This is a genomic window from Leifsonia sp. CL147 (assembly GCF_900114565.1).
Taxonomy (GTDB): Bacteria; Actinomycetota; Actinomycetes; order Actinomycetales; family Microbacteriaceae; genus Leifsonia.
Map to the genome: position 1 here is coordinate 57,181 of NZ_FOTM01000006.1, position 16,799 is coordinate 73,979.

The 16,799-nt window shown below is 68.9% G+C and carries 15 protein-coding genes; 7 read left to right on the forward strand and 8 right to left on the reverse strand.

Annotation, left to right across the window (positions count from 1 at the left end; all coding sequences use genetic code 11):
• Positions 1 to 82 precede the first annotated feature (82 nt).
• Positions 83 to 664, reverse strand: coding sequence for an exonuclease domain-containing protein (locus BM287_RS07260; protein ID WP_090037804.1), 582 nt, complete (start codon positions 662 to 664; stop codon positions 83 to 85).
• A gap of 216 nt (positions 665 to 880) precedes the next feature.
• On the opposite strand from BM287_RS07260, the gene BM287_RS07265 reads away from it, so the two are divergent.
• The 3 genes from BM287_RS07265 (at position 881) to BM287_RS07275 (ending at position 3,831) form a co-directional block, all read left to right on the forward strand.
• Entirely contained in the window at positions 881 to 1,627 is a 747-nt protein-coding gene (locus BM287_RS07265; protein WP_090037801.1) for a class I SAM-dependent methyltransferase, read from the forward strand.
• Between the two features lie 64 nt (positions 1,628 to 1,691).
• Positions 1,692 to 2,765 carry a redox-regulated ATPase YchF gene (gene ychF, locus BM287_RS07270; protein ID WP_090037620.1) on the forward strand — a complete coding sequence of 358 codons (1,074 nt, stop codon included), beginning with the start codon at positions 1,692 to 1,694 and terminating at the stop codon, positions 2,763 to 2,765.
• A 157-nt stretch (positions 2,766 to 2,922) separates the two neighbouring features.
• Positions 2,923 to 3,831 (forward strand): Abi family protein, encoded by a 909-nt coding sequence (locus BM287_RS07275; RefSeq protein ID WP_244528002.1) that lies wholly within the window; start codon positions 2,923 to 2,925, stop codon positions 3,829 to 3,831.
• Between the two features lie 132 nt (positions 3,832 to 3,963).
• Here the strand turns inward: BM287_RS07275 and BM287_RS07280 are convergent, their stop codons facing one another.
• Positions 3,964 to 4,503, reverse strand: coding sequence for a sugar O-acetyltransferase (locus BM287_RS07280; RefSeq protein WP_090037614.1), 540 nt, complete (start codon positions 4,501 to 4,503; stop codon positions 3,964 to 3,966).
• 107 nt (positions 4,504 to 4,610) lie between these two features.
• Here BM287_RS07280 and BM287_RS07285 point away from each other — a divergent pair, with 107 nt between their 5' ends.
• Complete coding sequence (locus tag BM287_RS07285) at positions 4,611 to 5,072, forward strand: phage tail protein (RefSeq protein WP_090037611.1); 462 nt, start codon at positions 4,611 to 4,613, stop codon at positions 5,070 to 5,072.
• On the opposite strand, the gene BM287_RS07290 is transcribed toward BM287_RS07285, so the two are convergent.
• The 3 genes from BM287_RS07290 to BM287_RS07300 form a co-directional block, all read right to left on the reverse strand.
• Entirely contained in the window at positions 5,056 to 5,715 is a 660-nt protein-coding gene (locus BM287_RS07290) for an alpha/beta hydrolase family protein (RefSeq protein ID WP_090037608.1), read from the reverse strand. The two genes, BM287_RS07285 and BM287_RS07290, sit on opposite strands and share 17 nt — an antisense overlap.
• 475 nt (positions 5,716 to 6,190) lie before the next feature.
• Complete coding sequence (locus tag BM287_RS07295; RefSeq protein ID WP_090037605.1) at positions 6,191 to 7,600, reverse strand: MFS transporter; 1,410 nt, start codon at positions 7,598 to 7,600, stop codon at positions 6,191 to 6,193.
• Between the two features lie 59 nt (positions 7,601 to 7,659).
• Entirely contained in the window at positions 7,660 to 7,905 is a 246-nt protein-coding gene (locus tag BM287_RS07300) for a hypothetical protein (RefSeq protein WP_090037602.1), read from the reverse strand.
• A gap of 83 nt (positions 7,906 to 7,988) precedes the next feature.
• Between BM287_RS07300 and BM287_RS07305 the strand changes: the two genes are divergently transcribed.
• Positions 7,989 to 8,183 carry a hypothetical protein gene (locus tag BM287_RS07305; RefSeq protein ID WP_090037599.1) on the forward strand — a complete coding sequence of 65 codons (195 nt, stop codon included), beginning with the start codon at positions 7,989 to 7,991 and terminating at the stop codon, positions 8,181 to 8,183.
• Between the two features lie 13 nt (positions 8,184 to 8,196).
• Positions 8,197 to 8,517 carry a DUF7882 family protein gene (locus BM287_RS07310; RefSeq protein WP_244528004.1) on the forward strand — a complete coding sequence of 107 codons (321 nt, stop codon included), beginning with the start codon at positions 8,197 to 8,199 and terminating at the stop codon, positions 8,515 to 8,517.
• 47 nt (positions 8,518 to 8,564) lie between these two features.
• Here BM287_RS07310 and BM287_RS07315 read toward each other — a convergent pair whose 3' ends face one another.
• The 3 genes from BM287_RS07315 to BM287_RS07325 form a co-directional block, all read right to left on the reverse strand.
• Complete coding sequence (locus BM287_RS07315; RefSeq protein WP_090037594.1) at positions 8,565 to 9,515, reverse strand: quinone oxidoreductase family protein; 951 nt, start codon at positions 9,513 to 9,515, stop codon at positions 8,565 to 8,567.
• A 55-nt stretch (positions 9,516 to 9,570) separates the two neighbouring features.
• On the reverse strand, positions 9,571 to 10,674 hold the full coding sequence (locus BM287_RS07320) for an NYN domain-containing protein (protein WP_090037591.1): 1,104 nt from the start codon (positions 10,672 to 10,674) through the stop codon (positions 9,571 to 9,573).
• A 103-nt stretch (positions 10,675 to 10,777) separates the two neighbouring features.
• Positions 10,778 to 15,070: a family 43 glycosylhydrolase gene (locus tag BM287_RS07325; protein WP_090037588.1), complete on the reverse strand. Its 4,293-nt coding sequence runs from the start codon at positions 15,068 to 15,070 to the stop codon at positions 10,778 to 10,780.
• 262 nt (positions 15,071 to 15,332) lie between these two features.
• On the opposite strand from BM287_RS07325, the gene BM287_RS07330 reads away from it, so the two are divergent.
• Complete coding sequence (locus BM287_RS07330) at positions 15,333 to 16,364, forward strand: LacI family DNA-binding transcriptional regulator (protein WP_090037585.1); 1,032 nt, start codon at positions 15,333 to 15,335, stop codon at positions 16,362 to 16,364.
• Positions 16,365 to 16,799: the final 435 nt, after the last annotated feature.

Consider the following 16,799-nt stretch of genomic DNA (forward strand, 5'->3'; position numbering starts at 1 on the left):
GCGGGCCGGTGCGGGCGGGCCGGCGCGGGCCGGTGCGGGCGGGCTGGCGCGGGCCCGTGCGGGCGGGCCGGTGGGGGCGGGCTCAGGCCGCGATCGGTACGCCGATGCGACCGAGGCGGGAGCCCGTGAGCGCCGCCAGATCCGCGATGGTCGCCGCCTCGTGCCTGCGCGCCGCATGGATCACGATGGCGGCGCACGCCTCGGCATCCGCGAGGGCGTCGTGGTGCTGGAATCCCTCGAATCCGGCCGCCATCGCCGCGACCGGCAGGCGGTAGGACTCCAGCGAGTACGTCCGGCGGGCGACCTGCAGGCTGCACAGGTAGCCGTACTCCGGGCAGGCGACGAGGGTGGCGGCGCACGCCGCGCGGATCACGCCCATGTCGAATCCCGCGTTGTGGGCGACGAGGTGGTCGTCCTCGGCGAACTCGACCAGGTCCGCGAGCTGGTCCACCCACCCGGCCGCATCCGCCACATCATCGGGCCGGATGCCGTGGATGCGCACGTTCCACTCCTGGAAGTGATCGTGCCCGAGCGGGGGCCGGATGAACCATCCGACGCGATCGACGACCTTGCCGTCCCTGACCTTCACGAGCCCGACCGAGCAGGCCGACGCGGGGGAGGAGTTGGCGGTCTCGAAGTCGATGGCAGTGAAATCCAGGGTCACGCTCGTCATGCTGGCACGCCCCACCGACGCACCCGCGCATCCGCTCCCGCGCGCCGTCCTTCCGTTCGCCCAAGTGCTCGTCGTTGCACCCGTGCGTCCCCTCCCGTTCGCCGAGGTGCTCATTGTTGCGCCCGACACGCCGTGCTGCGGTGCAACGACGAGCACCTCGGCGAAGAACTCGGGCGCCTGGATGCGGTGCTGGGTACCATCGGGGGCATGCCATCCCGAGACCAGCGCGACCTCCACGCGGCGTCGTTCGACCGCGCGGCCGACGTCTACGACGCTGCCCGCCCGTCGTACCCGGCCGACACGGTCAGCTGGCTGACCGAGGGGGTGGAGGGGCCGATCCTCGACCTGGGCGCCGGCACGGGAAAGCTGACGTCCGCCCTGGTCGAACGCGGGTTCGCGGTCAGCGCGGTGGACCCGTCGCCGGAGATGCTCCGCATCCTCCGGGAACGTCTTCCGGATGTGAAGGCGAGCGAGGGCACCGCCGAGCACATCCCGGCAGCCGACGGCGCGTTCGGTCTCGTGGTCGTCGCGCAGGCGTGGCACTGGGCCGATCCCGTGCGTGCCATCCCGGAGGTCGCCCGCGTGCTGCGGCCCGGCGGCCGGCTCGGACTGGTCTGGAACGAACGTGACGAGCACGTCGCCTGGGTGCGTGAGCTGGGCGAGCTGATGGATGCGGGCACGGCCGCTTTCGACGACGCTTCCGAACCGGAGCTCGCCCCGCCGTTCGGCCCGGTCGAGCGCCACGAGACGCACTGGGTGCAGGCGCTGAGCCTGGAGGGACTCCTCGACCTCGCGCGGTCGCGCAGCTACTTCATCACCAAAGACCCGGACACCCAGGCCGCGGTCATCCAGTCGCTGCGCCGGCTCGCGCGCGAGCATCCCGACCTGGCGGGACGCGACACCTTCGAGCTTCCGTACGTCACGCGTTCCTACCGGGCGACGCGTCAAGCCTGACCATGCTCGGCGGCACCCACCGTGGCCCGGAAGTCCCCGTCCCTGGCCCGTAGAATGGTCGACCGTGGCTCTCACTATCGGAATCGTCGGGCTGCCCAATGTGGGCAAGTCCACCCTGTTCAACGCGCTGACCAAGAACTCCGCGCTCGCCGCGAACTACCCGTTCGCGACCATCGAGCCGAATGTCGGCATGGTGAACCTGCCCGACCCGAGGCTCGATCGTCTCGCCGAGCTCTTCCACAGCGAGCGCACCGTCGCCGCTCCCGTCTCGTTCGTCGACATCGCCGGCATCGTCAAGGGCGCGAGCGAAGGCGAGGGGCTCGGCAACAAGTTCCTGGCGAACATCCGCGAGGCCGATGCGATCGCCCAGGTGGTCCGCGGCTTCAGCGACCCGGATGTGGTGCATGTCGAGGGCAAGACCGACCCGGCCGGCGACATGGAGACGATCAACACCGAGCTCATCCTCGCCGACCTTCAGACCCTCGAAAAGGCCGAGCAGCGTTACGAGAAGGAGGTCAAGGGCCGGAAGCTCGAGCCTGTCGTCCTGGAGACCGCGCGCGCCGCCATCGAGTACCTCAACTCGGGCAAGCCGCTGTCGACCTCCGCGATCGACCTGGAGCCGGTCCGCGAACTGGGCCTCCTCACCGCGAAGCCGTTCGTCTACGTCTTCAACGTGGATGAGGACGTCCTGACCGACGAGTCCCGCCGCGCGGAGCTGGCGGCCCTGGTCGCACCGGCGAAGGCGGTCTTCCTCGACGCGAAGCTGGAATCGGAGCTCATCGACCTGGATGCCGCCGACGCGGCCGAGCTCCTCGCCTCCACGGGCCAGGAGGAGTCGGGCCTCGACCAGCTCGCCCGCATCGGCTTCGACACCCTCGGCCTCCAGACCTACCTGACCGCGGGCCCCAAGGAGTCGCGCGCCTGGACCATCCACAAAGGCTGGAAGGCCCCGCAGGCGGCGGGCGTCATCCACACGGACTTCGAGAAGGGCTTCATCAAGGCCGAGGTCATCTCCTTCGACGACCTGATGGATGCGGGAAGCGTCGCCGAGGCCCGCGCCCGCGGCAAGGCCCGCATGGAGGGCAAGGACTACGTCATGCACGACGGCGACGTGGTGGAGTTCCGCTTCAACGTGTAGCTGATCAGGAGTTTAATACTCACCGTTAGTGCTAGCCGGGTATCGAGCCTCGTTTTGCGCCTCTGTCATCCGTTCGAGTAGGCTGAAGGCACTAAGACCGGTTCCGCCTACCTCGGTAGGTCCAGGGCCGGTCCTCATTTTTGTCGGGCCGGTGTTTATGAGTGAGGACGTCAAGGCATACAAGACGTATGCCGAGCAAGTAGGGATCCTGGCCGGACGCGGCATGGACATGGGCGATGAGGAGATCGCTGTCGCGACGCTTCGGCGGGTGAACTACTACCGGCTGAGCGGCTACTGGTACCCATTCCGGAAACTTGTCTCCTCTGGCCGTGAGAACGACTTTTACCCCGGCACTCGCTTTCGCGATGTTGTTGCGCTCTATGACTTCGACGCGCGACTACGCTCGGCGACATTCGCCGCTTTGATGCCGGTTGAGCTCGCCGTTCGTGCACTGCTGGGACACGAGCTCGGCCGCATCGATCCTTGCGTGCACCTCGAGGTCTCTCGCCTCGGCCCCACGGCGCGTCAGGGAAATCACTATTCGAAATGGATCGATCGTTACCGGGACGTGCTTGCCAATTCTCGTGAGGAATTCATTGCTCACCATGACCAGAAGTACGGCGGGCGTCTACCTGTTTGGGCGGCGACAGAAATTTTGGACTGGGGGAGTTTGACCTATCTCTATGGCTTCGCCCCTCGACATGTTCAGGATGTAGTCGCTGAGGCGTGCGGGCTCACTGCGCCCCAGTTGACCAGCTGGCTAAAGGCCCTCAACCTCCTGCGGAACACCTGCGCTCACCACGGGCGACTATTCAACCGCGTTCACACCATCTCGCCGAAGCTCCCGCGAGTGGGGCGTCATCCTGACCTCGACGTTGTATCCACGGACTGGAGTCGCACGTTCGGTCAGCTAACCCTCATCCAGTTCCTCTCAGACCGGTTGGGTGTCGGGCGCACCAAGTTGCTACCCGCCGTGCTGAACAGCTTCCCCACGGTGCAACTCGTTCCGGTTGCCCACATGGGCGTCCCGGATGACTGGCAGCTGACCAGCACGCTCTGGGAATAGGTGACCTTGATCCGCAACCGTGCGGACCAGTCCAAGGGTCGTTTCGTGACGTAACGTGGTGGAGTTCCGCTTCAACGTGTAGGCGCAACGATCCGCGCACCTGCTCCACGGGCTCCCACGCCCCATCCCCGGTCACCAGCTGCGACGGACGGCGGCCTTCGTTCCGGTCACCAGGCTCTGCGGCGGGACGTCGTCGGCGACGACGGCTCCGGCGGCGATGACGGAGTCGCGGCCGATCGTCACGCCGGGGAGGATGGTGGCTCCGGCGCCGATCCAGACGTTCTCCTCCACGGTGATCGGGCCGCCGGTCAGCCAGACACGGCGGTCCTCCGTGTCGACGGGATGGCCGACGGTGATGAACGTCGCGCGGGGAGCGACCATGACGCGTTCGGCAAGGCGGATGCCGGCGTAGTCCAGGAAGGTGCAGTTCTGGTTGATGAAGACGCGCTCGGCGAGATCCAGATTGCGGCCGTGGTCGGTGAAGAACGGCGGGTAGATGGTGACGCGGGGTGGGAGCGGGCGGCCCAGGATGGCCTCGAACAGCTCTGCCTTGGCGGCCTCGTCCTCGAAGGGCAGCACGTTGAGCCGCGAGGTGAGTGCGGTGACCTCCAGCACCCGTTCGGACATGGCCTGGAACTCGGGACTGTGGATGCGCATGAGCAGGTCGGACACTCCACGATCCTCACGCGTCGCACCACCGGGGAGGATGCGGACACGCCCACGCGAAGGGAGGCGGTGTCAGGCTACGGTGGATCGAGCACGCCTGACGGGGAGGAACCATGACGTACGTCGTCGATTTCGAGAACGTGTCCACTGTGGGGCTGGAGTCCTCTCCCGTCGTGGATGCGCTCGCCGGCCTGCGAGCCAACGAGGCGCGGTATTACCGCAACAAGTACGACCACGCCTTCACGGTCGGCTCGGCCGAGGAGGAGCGGGAGGCCATCGAGCGGGTCGCACGCATCCTCGAGGAGGAGCGAGGCATCGTCATCGCGTCCCCGGCGCTCGAGGCGACGGATTTCGTGGTCGACGGGATCCGGATGACCTACGTGTTCTACGAGTCGGGCCTCTCGATCAACGTGATGTACACCCTGGCCGAGGGCGGCAAGCGGGCCGTCGGCCTCAAGCTCTCGGAAGGGATGGAGGTTCCCGAGGAGCTGTCGGCGTTCAAATTCGCACGACAGAAGTCCCGCCTCGCCGGAACCATCCGCGGGTCGTTCTTCGTGATCAAGGGCGAGTACTGATCGAGGCCCGCACGAATTCGGCGACCGTCGAGGTGACGAGGTCGCGCACCCCTGCCGCCCCCAGCGGTGAGGCCTTGGGCACCTTCATCCCGTGATCCGCTCCGGGCACCTCCACGATCCGGATGCGCTCGGACCGGCCCACCTCCTCCCGGAGCGCGGCAGCGTTGCCGAAGGTGTCGCCGCCGCCCTGCAGCACCAGGACGGGCACGGCCGGCGCGAGCAGCTCCTCCAGCCGCGACGTCTCCGGTCTGCCCGGGGGATGCAGCGGAAAGGCCAGGCACACCACGCCCACCGCATCCACGGACGTCGCCGTGCGGCAGGCGACACGTGCTCCGGCGCTCCGCCCGCCCGTGATCAGCGGCAGCGGTCCGGCGAGCTCGCGCACGTGCGGGGCGGTCTCCTGCCAGGCGATGTCGAGCATCGCCGGGCGTGTGGCCACGCGCTTGCCGGCTACTCGCCACGGCTGCTCGTAGCGGATCACGGTGATCCCCTCGTCGGGCAAGCGGGACGCGATCGCCGCGAGATCGAGTGCGTCGATGCCCCCGCCGGCCCCGTGGCCCAGCCACAGGACGGCGATGGGGCGTTCCGCCGCCGCGACGGTGAGCCGACCGACGCCGACCGAGGTGGGGATTTCGAGCTGCATGAGGACGACGCTACCCGGGTCCGCCGCGCCGAGGATCCGTGCGTCAGAACCGGTGGAAAACCGGCGATGGGCTGTACCTGTGGAGAGAATGGCGCGCGGCGGCGCCGATCTCATTCCGTCCGCATCTTGCTTCCGGCTCCCAGCGGGCGGACGATGGAAGTGGCGAGACGGGGCGCCGGGGCGGATGGGGTTGGTCAGGATGGGCGCAGAGGCACGCGTGTGCAGAGAATGCGGAGGTCCGGTCGCGGCTGAGCGACGACTGGTACCGACGTCGAGCGGATCATGGGCGGTGGTGAAGCTGCCTCCCGGCTGCCGGAATCCGCTGTGCCGCCTCTCGTCGATGCGGCTGTCGTCGACCTCGCGACGCACCGTTCCTCCGGGAGGCGCCGCCCGGGTCGCCTGACCTCACCACCTCACCCGTTCGCAGCGGCCGAGCCCGACCCGGCGCGCACGGGCCTGCCGCAACGTCGGCGCGTCACTCCGCTGTCGCCGGTTCCACCGCGCCCCGGCTCCCCGGGCGCACGAAGACCAGCAGCGCCAGGTGCACCACCGACAGCACCGTCGCGACCGCGACCGCGGCCAGCCAGCTCCCGCCGGTCGTGCCGCTGCTGAACAGGAGTCCGAGCACCGTCGTCGCGACGATCGCGCCGACGTAGCGCGAGGTCTGGAAGATTCCGGCCGCGACACCCCTGTCCTCGGGCCGCGCGGCGGAATACAGCGCCTGATTCATCCCGATGCTGACCACGCAGTAGGGGATGCCCAGCGCCGCCGTCAGCAGCAGCACGACCCAGGGTGCGGTCGTCGCAGCGGCGACGGCCAGCAGCGCGGCGCCGGCGACGAGCGCGATGGCGCCGGTGATCAGGGTGGGCCGGAGCCCGGCCGACTCGATCGCACGCGCGGCGATCGGCGTGATCACGATCGTCACGGCAGCGAGCGGGAACATGAGCAGCCCCGCGATGCCGGCGCTGTAGCCGGCGTGCGTCTGCAGGTACTGCGGGAGCCCGAAGAACGCCGAGTAGTAGACCATGCTGAAGATCGCGAAGGCCAGGTAGACCGTGAGCAGCCGGCGATTCGCCGCGAGCAGCCGCAGGTCGAGGAACGGATGCGCGCTGCGGAGCTCGCGCCAGACGAACAGGACGCCTGCCACGGCGCACACCGGCAGCAGCCACCACAACGGCTGCGGGTGGAGGTCGAGGAGGAACACCAGGAGCGAGGTGAGCGTGGCGACGAACAGGAGGATGCCCGGGATGTCGGACTCGGCGAGGGTCTGCCCCAGCGGCGCCGGCGTCCGCTCCTGGTCGCGCGGCGCGAACATCCACACGCCGGCGAAGGCGATCAGCGCGAGCGGGATGTTCACCCAGAAGATGGACTGCCACCCGAGGAAGGTGATGAGCGTCCCGCCGAGGACAGGCCCGATCGCCGCGCCCGAGGTGTTGGCGATCTGGATGCGGCCGAGCAGCCGCGGAGTGCTGACGCCCGAAGCGGCAGCCAACGGCCGCAGCATCGCGATGGCGGACGGGAACGCGGAGGCGGTGCCGATCGCGAGCGCCACCCGGCCGGCGCACACGGCGGCGAAGGATCCGGCGAACGGCGTGAGCGCGCAGGCGAGGACGACGACGACCATCCCGAAGAGGAACAGCCGGCGGGGGCCGAAGCGATCGCCGAGGCGGCCCATCAGCGGCTGGCCGGCCGCCGATGCGAGGTAGAAGGAGGTGATCACCCAGGTGACGGCGGTCACATCCACACCGAAGTCGCGTTGCAGGGGCACCAGCGCGACGGCGATCATGGACGAATTGAGCGGATTGAGGAGCGTTCCGAGGCTGAGCGCAGCCACCGCCGCGCCCGTGCGGGCGGGTGGACGGGAGGCGTCGCCGGAAGGGGTCACCCGATCGAGGCTACCCGTCGGCCGGAACCCTCAGCGCCCAGGCATCGCACGCACCGGGTTCACTCGTCCAGGTCCTCCGTGGTGACGGGGATGGTCGATCGATACGGATACGCCGGCATCGAGGAGTACTCCTCCTCGTCGGCCAGTTCGTACACGTCGTAGGCGAGGGCGCCGGCGAACGTGGTCGCGACGCGGATCTCGCCCGGCGGGCATCCGCCGATCAGGGGCACGACCACGACGCTGTCGAGGGTCCGGCCGTCCTCGTAGAGAAGGGCCGCTTTGATGGTTCGCGTGAGAGCGTCCATGACGGGACTTTATGCCGCTCCGCGCGGGTGCGACTTGACGGCGCGCGGTCGTTTCGCGAAAGTGATCACAGGGAGGGACGCCCGTGAGAACGCTGAGCTACGACGGGGCCGACGGCTTCGACGTCGATGACCGTGTTCTCGCGCACCTCCCGGCGGTGATCCAGGCCAAGCGGCTGGTCCTGGAGGACGAGCTCCGGGCGGAGATCCGCGGGGAAGTGCCGCCGGGAAGCCACCTCGCCGGCACGGCGAAGAACGTCAAGCGGGCGGAGGGCAGGTGAAGTGGGCCGATTCATGTACGGGTTTGCGGCGCAGGAGTTCGAGTTCGACGACCGCACGCTGTCGCACGTCAAGATCGCAATCGTCACGAAGCTGCGACGGCACGAGAGCTTCCTGCTGAACTGGGAGATCCCGGCGGAGTCCGGCGGCGGCCGGATCAGTCTCTGGATCAGCCGCGAGATCCCGATGGCGTTCCTCTTCGACGGGAGCCGGCCTCCGAAGCTCAACGAGCAGTGGATGGAGGTGCTGCTCCGGTCGAGCCAGCGCACGGGCGGCATGGTGGTGGTTCCCGAGGACGAAGTGCAGGCGCTGGTGGAACTCCGCGAGTCGCCCTGACGTATCCGCGCCCTGACGCATCAGCGCGCCCTGACGTATCAGCGTGCTCAGGGGATCAGCGCGAGCTTGCCACCCGGGTGACCGTCCTTCAGGAAAGCCAGGGCCTCCGGCGCCTGGGCGAGCGGGTACGTCCGCGCCACCGGGACCTGCAACCGGCCGCTCCCGGCGAGCTCGAGCAGCTCGGCGCGGTGCGCATCCCGGAAGGCCTGGCTCTCGGGCTGCGCTCCGAACGGCGCGTGGAAGCCTTCCTCCTCGGCACGCTTCGCCGCGACGATCGTCACGATCCGCACGCGGTCGGGTACGAGCTGCAGCGAGACGTCGATGGCCTCGTCGGTGCCGACCGTGTCCAGAGCCGCGGCGATCCGGCCCTGGGCGGCCTCCGCCACCCGCTCCGCCAGGCCGGGCCCGTACTCCACGGGGAGCCCCCCGAAGCGGCGCACCCGGGCGAAACTCGCCTCGCTCGACGTCCCGATCGCCCGGGCGCCGATCTCGGCGGCCTGCTGCAGGATGCTCATTCCCACCGCGCCGGACGCTCCGTGAACCAGGATGGTCTCCCCGGCCCGGACATCCGCCAGGTGGAGCATCTGCGCCGCCGTGGTGCCCGCGAGCAGCAGATTGGCCGCCTCCTCGTCGGAGAGCCGGGCGGGCTTCGCGAAGACGTCCTTGGCGGGGACGGTCACCTCGGTGGCATACCCGCCCCGGATGCGGAAGGCGACCACCGCGTCCCCGACCGCCCCGCCGCCGGAGGCGATCTCGGTGTCCGGCCCGATCGCGGAGAGCACCCCGGCGACCTCGTAGCCGATGGGAACCGGAAGCTGGAGGCCGGCGCGCGGCGCTGCGACGTGCTTGTAGTCGGCCGGGTTCACGCCCGCCGCTCCCACCCGGATGGTGACCTCGCCCTGCCGCGGTTCCGGGACCTCGACCTCGGCGAACTCCCAGGTCTCCGGTCCGCCCCACCGGGTCGCTCTCCACTGCTTCGCTGTTCGCCGGTCTGCCATGGCTGCAGTCAACTCCCGCTCTCTGGATGCCCGCTCAGGACGGCTGGATGCGCCCTCAGGACGCGGCCACGCGATCGGCCGCCCGCCCGCTGTGGCGCACGCGGCGGGAGCGGGTCGGTGCGAGGCGCAGCATCTGCGCGGTGGAGCTGTCGTCGAGCTCGACCAGGTCGTTCCGCGACTTGATGAAGTCGCTGAAGGATCGATAGCCGAGCGCCTTCTCGCTGAACGACGGATCCATCCGCTTCATCTGGCTCTTCACCGTGGAGCTGTGCAGCCACGCCGAATCGTCCTTCTCGTGGCCCAGCTGCATCGCCCGCGCGAGCAGCCGGGTGGCCACGTGCTGCGGGTCCTCCGCCGGCTCGTCGCCCTCGCCCGCCTCCGGCGCGACGGCGGCCGCGGGCGCGCGCCTGCGCCCCCCGCGCTTCGGCCGCTGCTCCGGCTCGCCCGCGGCATCCGCCCCGGCGGCCACCGCCGCGTCGCCCTCTGCCGCGTCGCCGGCCGGCGCGGCTGCTGCTGCCGCCGTCGTGCCGGCTACGCCCGCGGTCGCAGGCAGAGCCTCCACCTCGGCCTCCTCGGTCTCGGCGGCTTCGTCGCGTGCCACGCCGGGCAGGTCGTCGTAGCTGACGAACTCGTCGCAGGCGGCCGCCAGCGACTTCGCGGTGGACCCGGCCACGCCGATCCCGATCACGTAACGGCCGAGCCGCTTCACCCGCTGGGCCAGCGGGATGTAGTCGGAATCTCCGGCGACGATCACGACGTGCGTGAGCTCCGGCAGCCGGAACAGGTCTTCGACCGCATCCACGGCGAGCCGGATGTCGGCGCCGTTCTTGGCGTATGCAGCGGCCGGGAACAGCTGCACCAGGTCGACCGCGCGGCCGACCAGCTGGCCGCGGTACTCCGCGTTCACAGCAGACGACCAGTCGGCGTACGCCCGGGTGAGCACCAGCGTGCCGAACGAGGAGGAGAAGTCGATGACGGCGCCGAGATCGACCCGCGCCTCGGCCAGCTTCTCGGCGAACCCGGCCTTGGGCGCGGTGGCGCTCGACTTCGGCCGGTCGCGCATGTACGAGCCGCGGCCGTGCACCTGGTCGTAGCGCGAGATGATGATGTTGTCGAAGTCTATGTAGACGGCAACGCGGCCGTCTCCGGGTTCACTCATGCTGCAACGATATCCCGGGCCCGAAGCCGAGAGTTCCGGACTTTTTCGATCGAATCGCGCTGTTCTGCTCGAAAAAGTCCGGAACTGCGGGCCGGGGCGACCGTCACGGAGAGGTGCCGCCCGCCACCTTCACGGTCAGCGACTGCACCGAGTCCCAGATCAGATCGGTTCCCTGGGCCCGGTAGTCGATGGTGTGCTGGCCGCGGGGCAACGTCACCGGCGACGAATACGTGGCCCACGTGCCACCGTCGATGCGGTACTGGACCTCGGCGGTGTTCTGACCCGCAGTGAGGGTCAGGGTCGCACCGACCCCGTAGGTGCGCGCCTCGGGGTCCCGTCCGGTGCCGCGACCGTTGGAGTTGCTCACCGAGGCCGTGGGATGGGTTCCGTTGAACGTCAGCGCCGGCACACTCTCCAATGTGGGGACGATCGGCTTGATCGTTCCGTCGGCGTTGAAAGTGACCTTGTCGATGGTGGTTTCGCGGTGCTGGCCGTCGCCGCCGGGGATGGCGAAGCGGTGGTAGGCCATGTACCAGTCATCGGTGCCGGGAACCTGGATCATCGACTCGTGACCGGTGGCATAGATGCCCAGTGTCGGATCCTGCTGCAGAATCACGCCCTTGTAGGTGAACGGACCGGTCGGGCTGGTGCCCATCGCGTATTGCACGTTGTAGTCGGCGTTCCCCGTGTCGCCGTTGGAGTACGACAGGTAGTAGATGCCGTTGCGCTTGACCATGAACGAGCCCTCGGTGAAGTTCGTCAGCTGGCTCGTCAGCTTCACCACCTTGCTGGAGTCGTACGACTTCATGTCGGCATTCAGCGGCACGACGTAGGCGTTGCCGTTTCCCCAGTACAGATAGCTCGTGCCGTCGCTGTCGGTGAATACATCGGGATCGATCATCTGCCCGGAGTACGCACCCTTGGCCACCAATGGCGTGCCCGTGTCGGTGAACGGGCCGGTCGGCGAGCTGGAGGTCGCCACGCCGATGCTTTGCGCGTCGCAGTAGTAGAAGTAATAGGTGCCGTTCTTGTAGGCGATGGTCGGCGCCCACGCGTTGGTGTGGCCCCACGAGACATCGGCCAGGTCGAGGATCTTGCCGCCGTCGGTCCAGTTCACCAGGTCCTTCGAGGTGTAGACCTCGAATGTGGTGCTGCCCCAGCCGGCGAAGCCGTCCGTGGTGCCGTACATGTAGTAGGTGTCGCCGAACCGGGCGATGTTGGGGTCGGCGAACAGCGGGATCAGCGGGGAGTTCATCACGTGCGCCGCCACCGTCCACGTTCGAGTGGCTCCAGCGGGGCTGGTCACGGTGATCCGGCGGGGGCTCGAGTAGTCCTGCGGTCCGGTCTCGGACAGCGTGGAGCCGGTCGGCACGGTCAGCTTCGGATCGAACGAGGTCAGGTCGGTACCCGGCTCGACCGGCAACGCCACCAGGTCGGCACCCGCGGTGATGACCGGGGTGGACTTCAACTGCGACGACGTCGACCCCACTATCAGGGTCGGGTCGGCCAGAGCGGCCACCTCGCCGGCGGGCAAGGCCCGGTCGTAGATGCGGAAGTTCTTCACCTGACCAGACAGCAGGTGGTCGCTGTTGTACACCGACTTGCCGATGTAGTTCGCCGTCGTCGTCCCGGATCCGATATCGCCTGGAGCGATGGTCACACCGGTCTTCTGAGCGACCTGCACTCCGTTCAGGTACAGCCTCGCCGTCCCGCCCGCGAGGGTGTAGGCGATGCTGTTCCACCCGGCCCGCGACAGAGGCGAAGCGTTGCCGACGGTCTGCTCAGTGGTCCAGTTCCCACCCCCGATCGAGGTGCGATAGTTGTCGCCGGTGGAGAACAGATAGCCGTTACCGGCGCCGGAGGCATCGGTGTTGCCCATGCCCCAGATGAAATACGGCGTCTGCTGGCTCGAGTTCAGGTAGACGTCAGTGGAGACCGTGATCGAATCCAGTCCGGCCATCACGTTGTTCGGCAGCTTGACGTAGGAGGAGCTACCGTCCAGGGCGAGCGACGTACCCGTCCACGTGCCGTTGCCGACCAGGCCGGCGTCGTGACCGTTGCCGCTGGCATCGGTCACGACGGTGCCGCTGGTCTGCGTCATCGGGTAGTCCACGATCTCACCATCCGCGTTCGCGGTCGCCGGGGCGGGATCCGTGCTCAGGGCGTTCAGCGCCTGCATCTCCGCCGCTGTGACCGGCAGCACCGAGCCATGGCGAGGGTCGGCGGGGAGCTTGTAGGACGCGGGAACGGTCCAGTTCGGGTTGTCCAGATCGTTGGTGCCCAAGGGGGCGTATCCGGTGCCGGAGTACTGATCCACGAACAAGTAGTACTTGTAGCCGGAGGCGTCGCCGGGGTTGGCCCTGAACGCGGTAGGGCCCTCCACCGCGCCGAGGCCGGCCTTGGCTCCGATGCAGCTGGCCTGCGGGGTCCAGGCCGGAGGGGTGGCCTGATCCGGGTGCGGATCGTTGCGGACTGCCAGCAGGTCGGTGTTCTTCTCCTGGAGAATATCCGTGCAGCCCGTGACGTGTCCCTCGTCCTTGGTGAACCGGTAGAAGGTGCCGTTGTCCTGCAGCACAGTCGTGTCGATCACCGAGGAACCGGGGTCATCCCACAACTGCGGGGGAGTCGCGGTCCAGAAGTCACGGGTATAGGACACGTACGTGCGATGGTAGGTGTGGCCGTCCACCGTGGTGTTCGCGGCCCAATAGATCATGTACTCGCCCAGGCTCGGCACCCATGTCGCTTCCGGGGCCCAGGCGTCGCCGGCCCCGGCCGGGCCGACGTAGATGTGCCGCTGCGCCGACCAGTGCACCAGGTCGTCCGATTCGTAGACCTCCAGGTAGAGACTGCCCTTGCTCGACGCATCGCCCCAGCTCGTGCCGCCGCCGATGGACAGGTCGGTCGCCAGAGCGTAGAAGTGGTCGCCGTCCGCGGACCGCATGAGGAAGGGATCCCGAAGGCCCTTGGTGTCCATCGTCGAGGTCAGCATCGGCTTGCCGCCATTCAACGTCCGCCACGACAAGGCGTTGTTGCCTTTGGACTGCGCGAAGTAGATGTTCTCGCCCGCGGTGGTGTTGCCCGCGAAGTAGGCGAACATGTACCCCGTGTCAGGCGCAGGAGCCGGCAGCGGCGGCACGGTGGCGGTGATCACGTGAGTGGCCGTCACGCCGGAGACGGTCGCGGAGGCGGTCAACTGCACCGACTTGGTCGCGGAACCGGCGGCGGGCCGGTTGACCACGCCGGTCGAGTCGATGGTGGACGGGTCGGAACTGGACCAGGCGATCGTCGCCCCGTACTCGCCTGTGGTCGGCAGCGTCAGGTAGCCGCGGACATCGTCGACATTATGGACGACCACGTCGTTCGCGGCGGCCTGGGCGCGCTGCTGTGCGGGCAGCTCCGCGGGCACGGTGACGGTGAAGGCCTTCGTCTCGACGGCCGAGCCGGAGGTGAGGCTCGCGGTGAGGGTGGCTGTCTGGTCATCCGCGCCGCGCGTGACCGCGCCGGAATCGGAGACCACGGCCGGGTTGCTCGATGACCACGTGATCTTCGAGCCCCACGTGCCGGTCGTCGGCAACTTCAGGTCGGACGTGACGGCGGACGTGTCGCCGAGGCGGAGGTCGGCTGCGTCGTTGTCGATCCGCTGCTGGTCCGACGGGGGCAAAGCGGACACTTCGGACGCGCTCAGCGCCCTGTTGTAGATGCGGAAGTCTTTGAGGGAACCGTTCAGAAGATTGTCGGCGGCATAGTCGGACTTGCCGAGGAAGTCCTGCGTGGTCGAACCGCCGCCCACCTCGCTCGGGAGGACCGAAACGCTGGTGTTCTGGGCGACCTGAACGCCGTCCTCATACAACGTCCCGGTGGTGCCGGTCTGGGTGTAGGTGATGGTCTTCCACACGCCGCGGACGATGTTGGAGCCCTTGCTGGCGATATTCTCACCGCTCCAATTGGTGCGAGTGATGCCGGCGCGCTCCGCGTCCCCCGAGGCGAACAGATAGCCCGTACCGGAGTTGCTGGTGGCCGGATTGCCCAGACCCCAGATGAAGTACGGCGTTTTCTGCGCAGCGGACACCAGGACCTGCGTGGACACCGTGATAGCGGACAGACCCGCCATGAGGTTGTTCGGCAATTTCACGTACGCCGATGAGCCGTCCAACGCCAGACCGTCGGCACCGGTCCACGTTCCCGTCCCGACCAAGGTGCCGTTGTTTCCGCTGCCGGATGCGTCGGCGATGGCGGTGCCGTTGGACTGCGTCAGGTCGTACTTCAGGATCAGACCCGACGTCACGTCGGCATGGGCAGCAGGTGCCACGCCCAGGATCATGGCCATCGTGGCCACCACGGAGAGGAACGCGGAAAGGAGGGTCCGCGAAGGAGTGCGATCAGCAGTCGACGTCATTGTCGTAATCTTTCGGTCAGGAGCAACGGGGGGACTTCGGCAACGCTTCATGGCGAAGGCGCGTAGTGAAGATGTTAGCGCTCACATGAAGCTTGTCAAGATCAGCCGCCCGTCACCGGCTGCCGGAGTGATCCATCCGCGAACATACCGGCCCGCCACCTCCAGGGCGCTGAGGCAGAAGTCGGCGCGAGGCGAACATGCCGCTGGGTCCATCGACCCCGTGAGCAAGTAGTCTGGGCCGCGCACCAGGAAGGAGGCGGCTGTGAGCAACGGAGCGGGACGCGTGACCATCGCCGGACTGGCCGACCGGCTGGGGCTGTCGAAGGCGTCCGTCTCGTACGCGCTCAACGGGCTGCCGGGGGTGAGCGACGAGACGCGGGAGCGGGTGCTGGCGCTCGCCGAGGAGCTGGGATGGCATCCCAGCTCGTCCGCGCGGGCCCTGTCGCGGGCGCGGTCGGACACGATCGGCATCGTCCTGCGCCGCGACCCGGGCCTGCTGGGTGCGGAGCCGTACTACATGAGCCTCCTCGCCGGGGTGGAGAGCGAGCTGTCGGAGACCGGCCAGTCCCTGCTGCTGCGGATGGTCGGGGCGGACACCGGCCAGGAGGTCGCCGCCTACCGCCGCTGGAGCGCCGAGGCCCGGGTGGACGGGGTCATGCTGTTCGACATCACGTTCGACGACCCGCGTCCCCGGCTGCTCGAGGAGCTCGGCCTCGCGTTCGTGCTGCACGGAAACCGGGAGGCCGTCGCGCCCGGCAAAGTGCTGCTCTACGACGCCCGTGCCGACGCGGGGCTGCTGGTGGAGCACCTGGCCTCGCTCGGCCACCGGCGGGCGCTGCACATCGCCGGCCCCGCGGAGTTCGAGCACGAGAAGGACCGGCGCGACGCGGTCGAGTCCTGGGGCCGTGAGAACGGGATGGAGTTCGTCTTCTCGCCCTCCGACTACTCGATGGAGGCGGGGGAGCGGATCGCGGCCGAACTCGTGCGCGACGATCCGGCGATCACGGCCGTGATCACCTCGAACGATCTGCTCGCGCTGGGCGCGCAGACGGCGCTGAACCGCGCCGGCCGGGAGGATGTCGCGATCGTCAGCTGGGACGACTCCCTGCTCTGCCGCCTCGGCACCCGCCCGATCTCGGCCCTCGACCGCTACCCCGAGGAGCAGGGGAGGCGCTCCACCCGCCTCCTGCTCGACCAGCTGTCCGGCCGGCCGGACGCCGACCGCCGCGCCCGCCCCAGCCGCCTCATCCCCCGCGGCACCAGCCTCCCCGCCCCCACCCGCGTCGCCCGCTGACCCCGTCCCGCTCGCCGCGCGTGCGCGCTCGCCCCGCGGGCCCGCGCCGCGCGCCCGCCGCGCGTGCGGCTCGCGCCGCGCGGGCCCGCCCCGCGCAGGCCCGCGTGCCCGCTCGCCGCGCGTGCGGCTCGCGCCGCGCGGGCCCGCCCCGCGCAGGCCCGCGTGCCCGCTCGCCCCGCGTGCGGCTCGCCCCACGCCGTGTCTGCCGAGGTGCTCGTTGTTGCATCCGACACGCCGTGCCGGCATGCAACAACGAGCACTTCGGCGAGATGGGATGCCCGGCGCCGGTGCGGGGTCGATGGCACGGAGCTGGCGGAGCGGGCCTGTGCCGCACGGGCATCCACTCAGGTGCGTCTGCCGAGGTGCTCGTTGTTGCATCCGACACGCCGTGCGGGCATGCAACAACGAGCACCTCGGCGAGAGGGGATGCCCGGC

Coding starts and splice junctions, on each gene's coding strand:
- BM287_RS07265 (WP_090037801.1), top strand. CDS start 881: ATGCCATCCCGAGACCAGCGCGACCTCCACGCGGCGTCGTTCGACCGC.
- BM287_RS07275 (WP_244528002.1), top strand. CDS start 2,923: ATGAGTGAGGACGTCAAGGCATACAAGACGTATGCCGAGCAAGTAGGG.
- BM287_RS07285 (WP_090037611.1), top strand. CDS start 4,611: ATGACGTACGTCGTCGATTTCGAGAACGTGTCCACTGTGGGGCTGGAG.
- BM287_RS07290 (WP_090037608.1), bottom strand. CDS start 5,715: ATGCAGCTCGAAATCCCCACCTCGGTCGGCGTCGGTCGGCTCACCGTC.
- BM287_RS07300 (WP_090037602.1), bottom strand. CDS start 7,905: ATGGACGCTCTCACGCGAACCATCAAAGCGGCCCTTCTCTACGAGGAC.
- BM287_RS07310 (WP_244528004.1), top strand. CDS start 8,197: ATGTACGGGTTTGCGGCGCAGGAGTTCGAGTTCGACGACCGCACGCTG.
- BM287_RS07315 (WP_090037594.1), bottom strand. CDS start 9,515: ATGGCAGACCGGCGAACAGCGAAGCAGTGGAGAGCGACCCGGTGGGGC.
- BM287_RS07320 (WP_090037591.1), bottom strand. CDS start 10,674: ATGAGTGAACCCGGAGACGGCCGCGTTGCCGTCTACATAGACTTCGAC.
- BM287_RS07325 (WP_090037588.1), bottom strand. CDS start 15,070: ATGACGTCGACTGCTGATCGCACTCCTTCGCGGACCCTCCTTTCCGCG.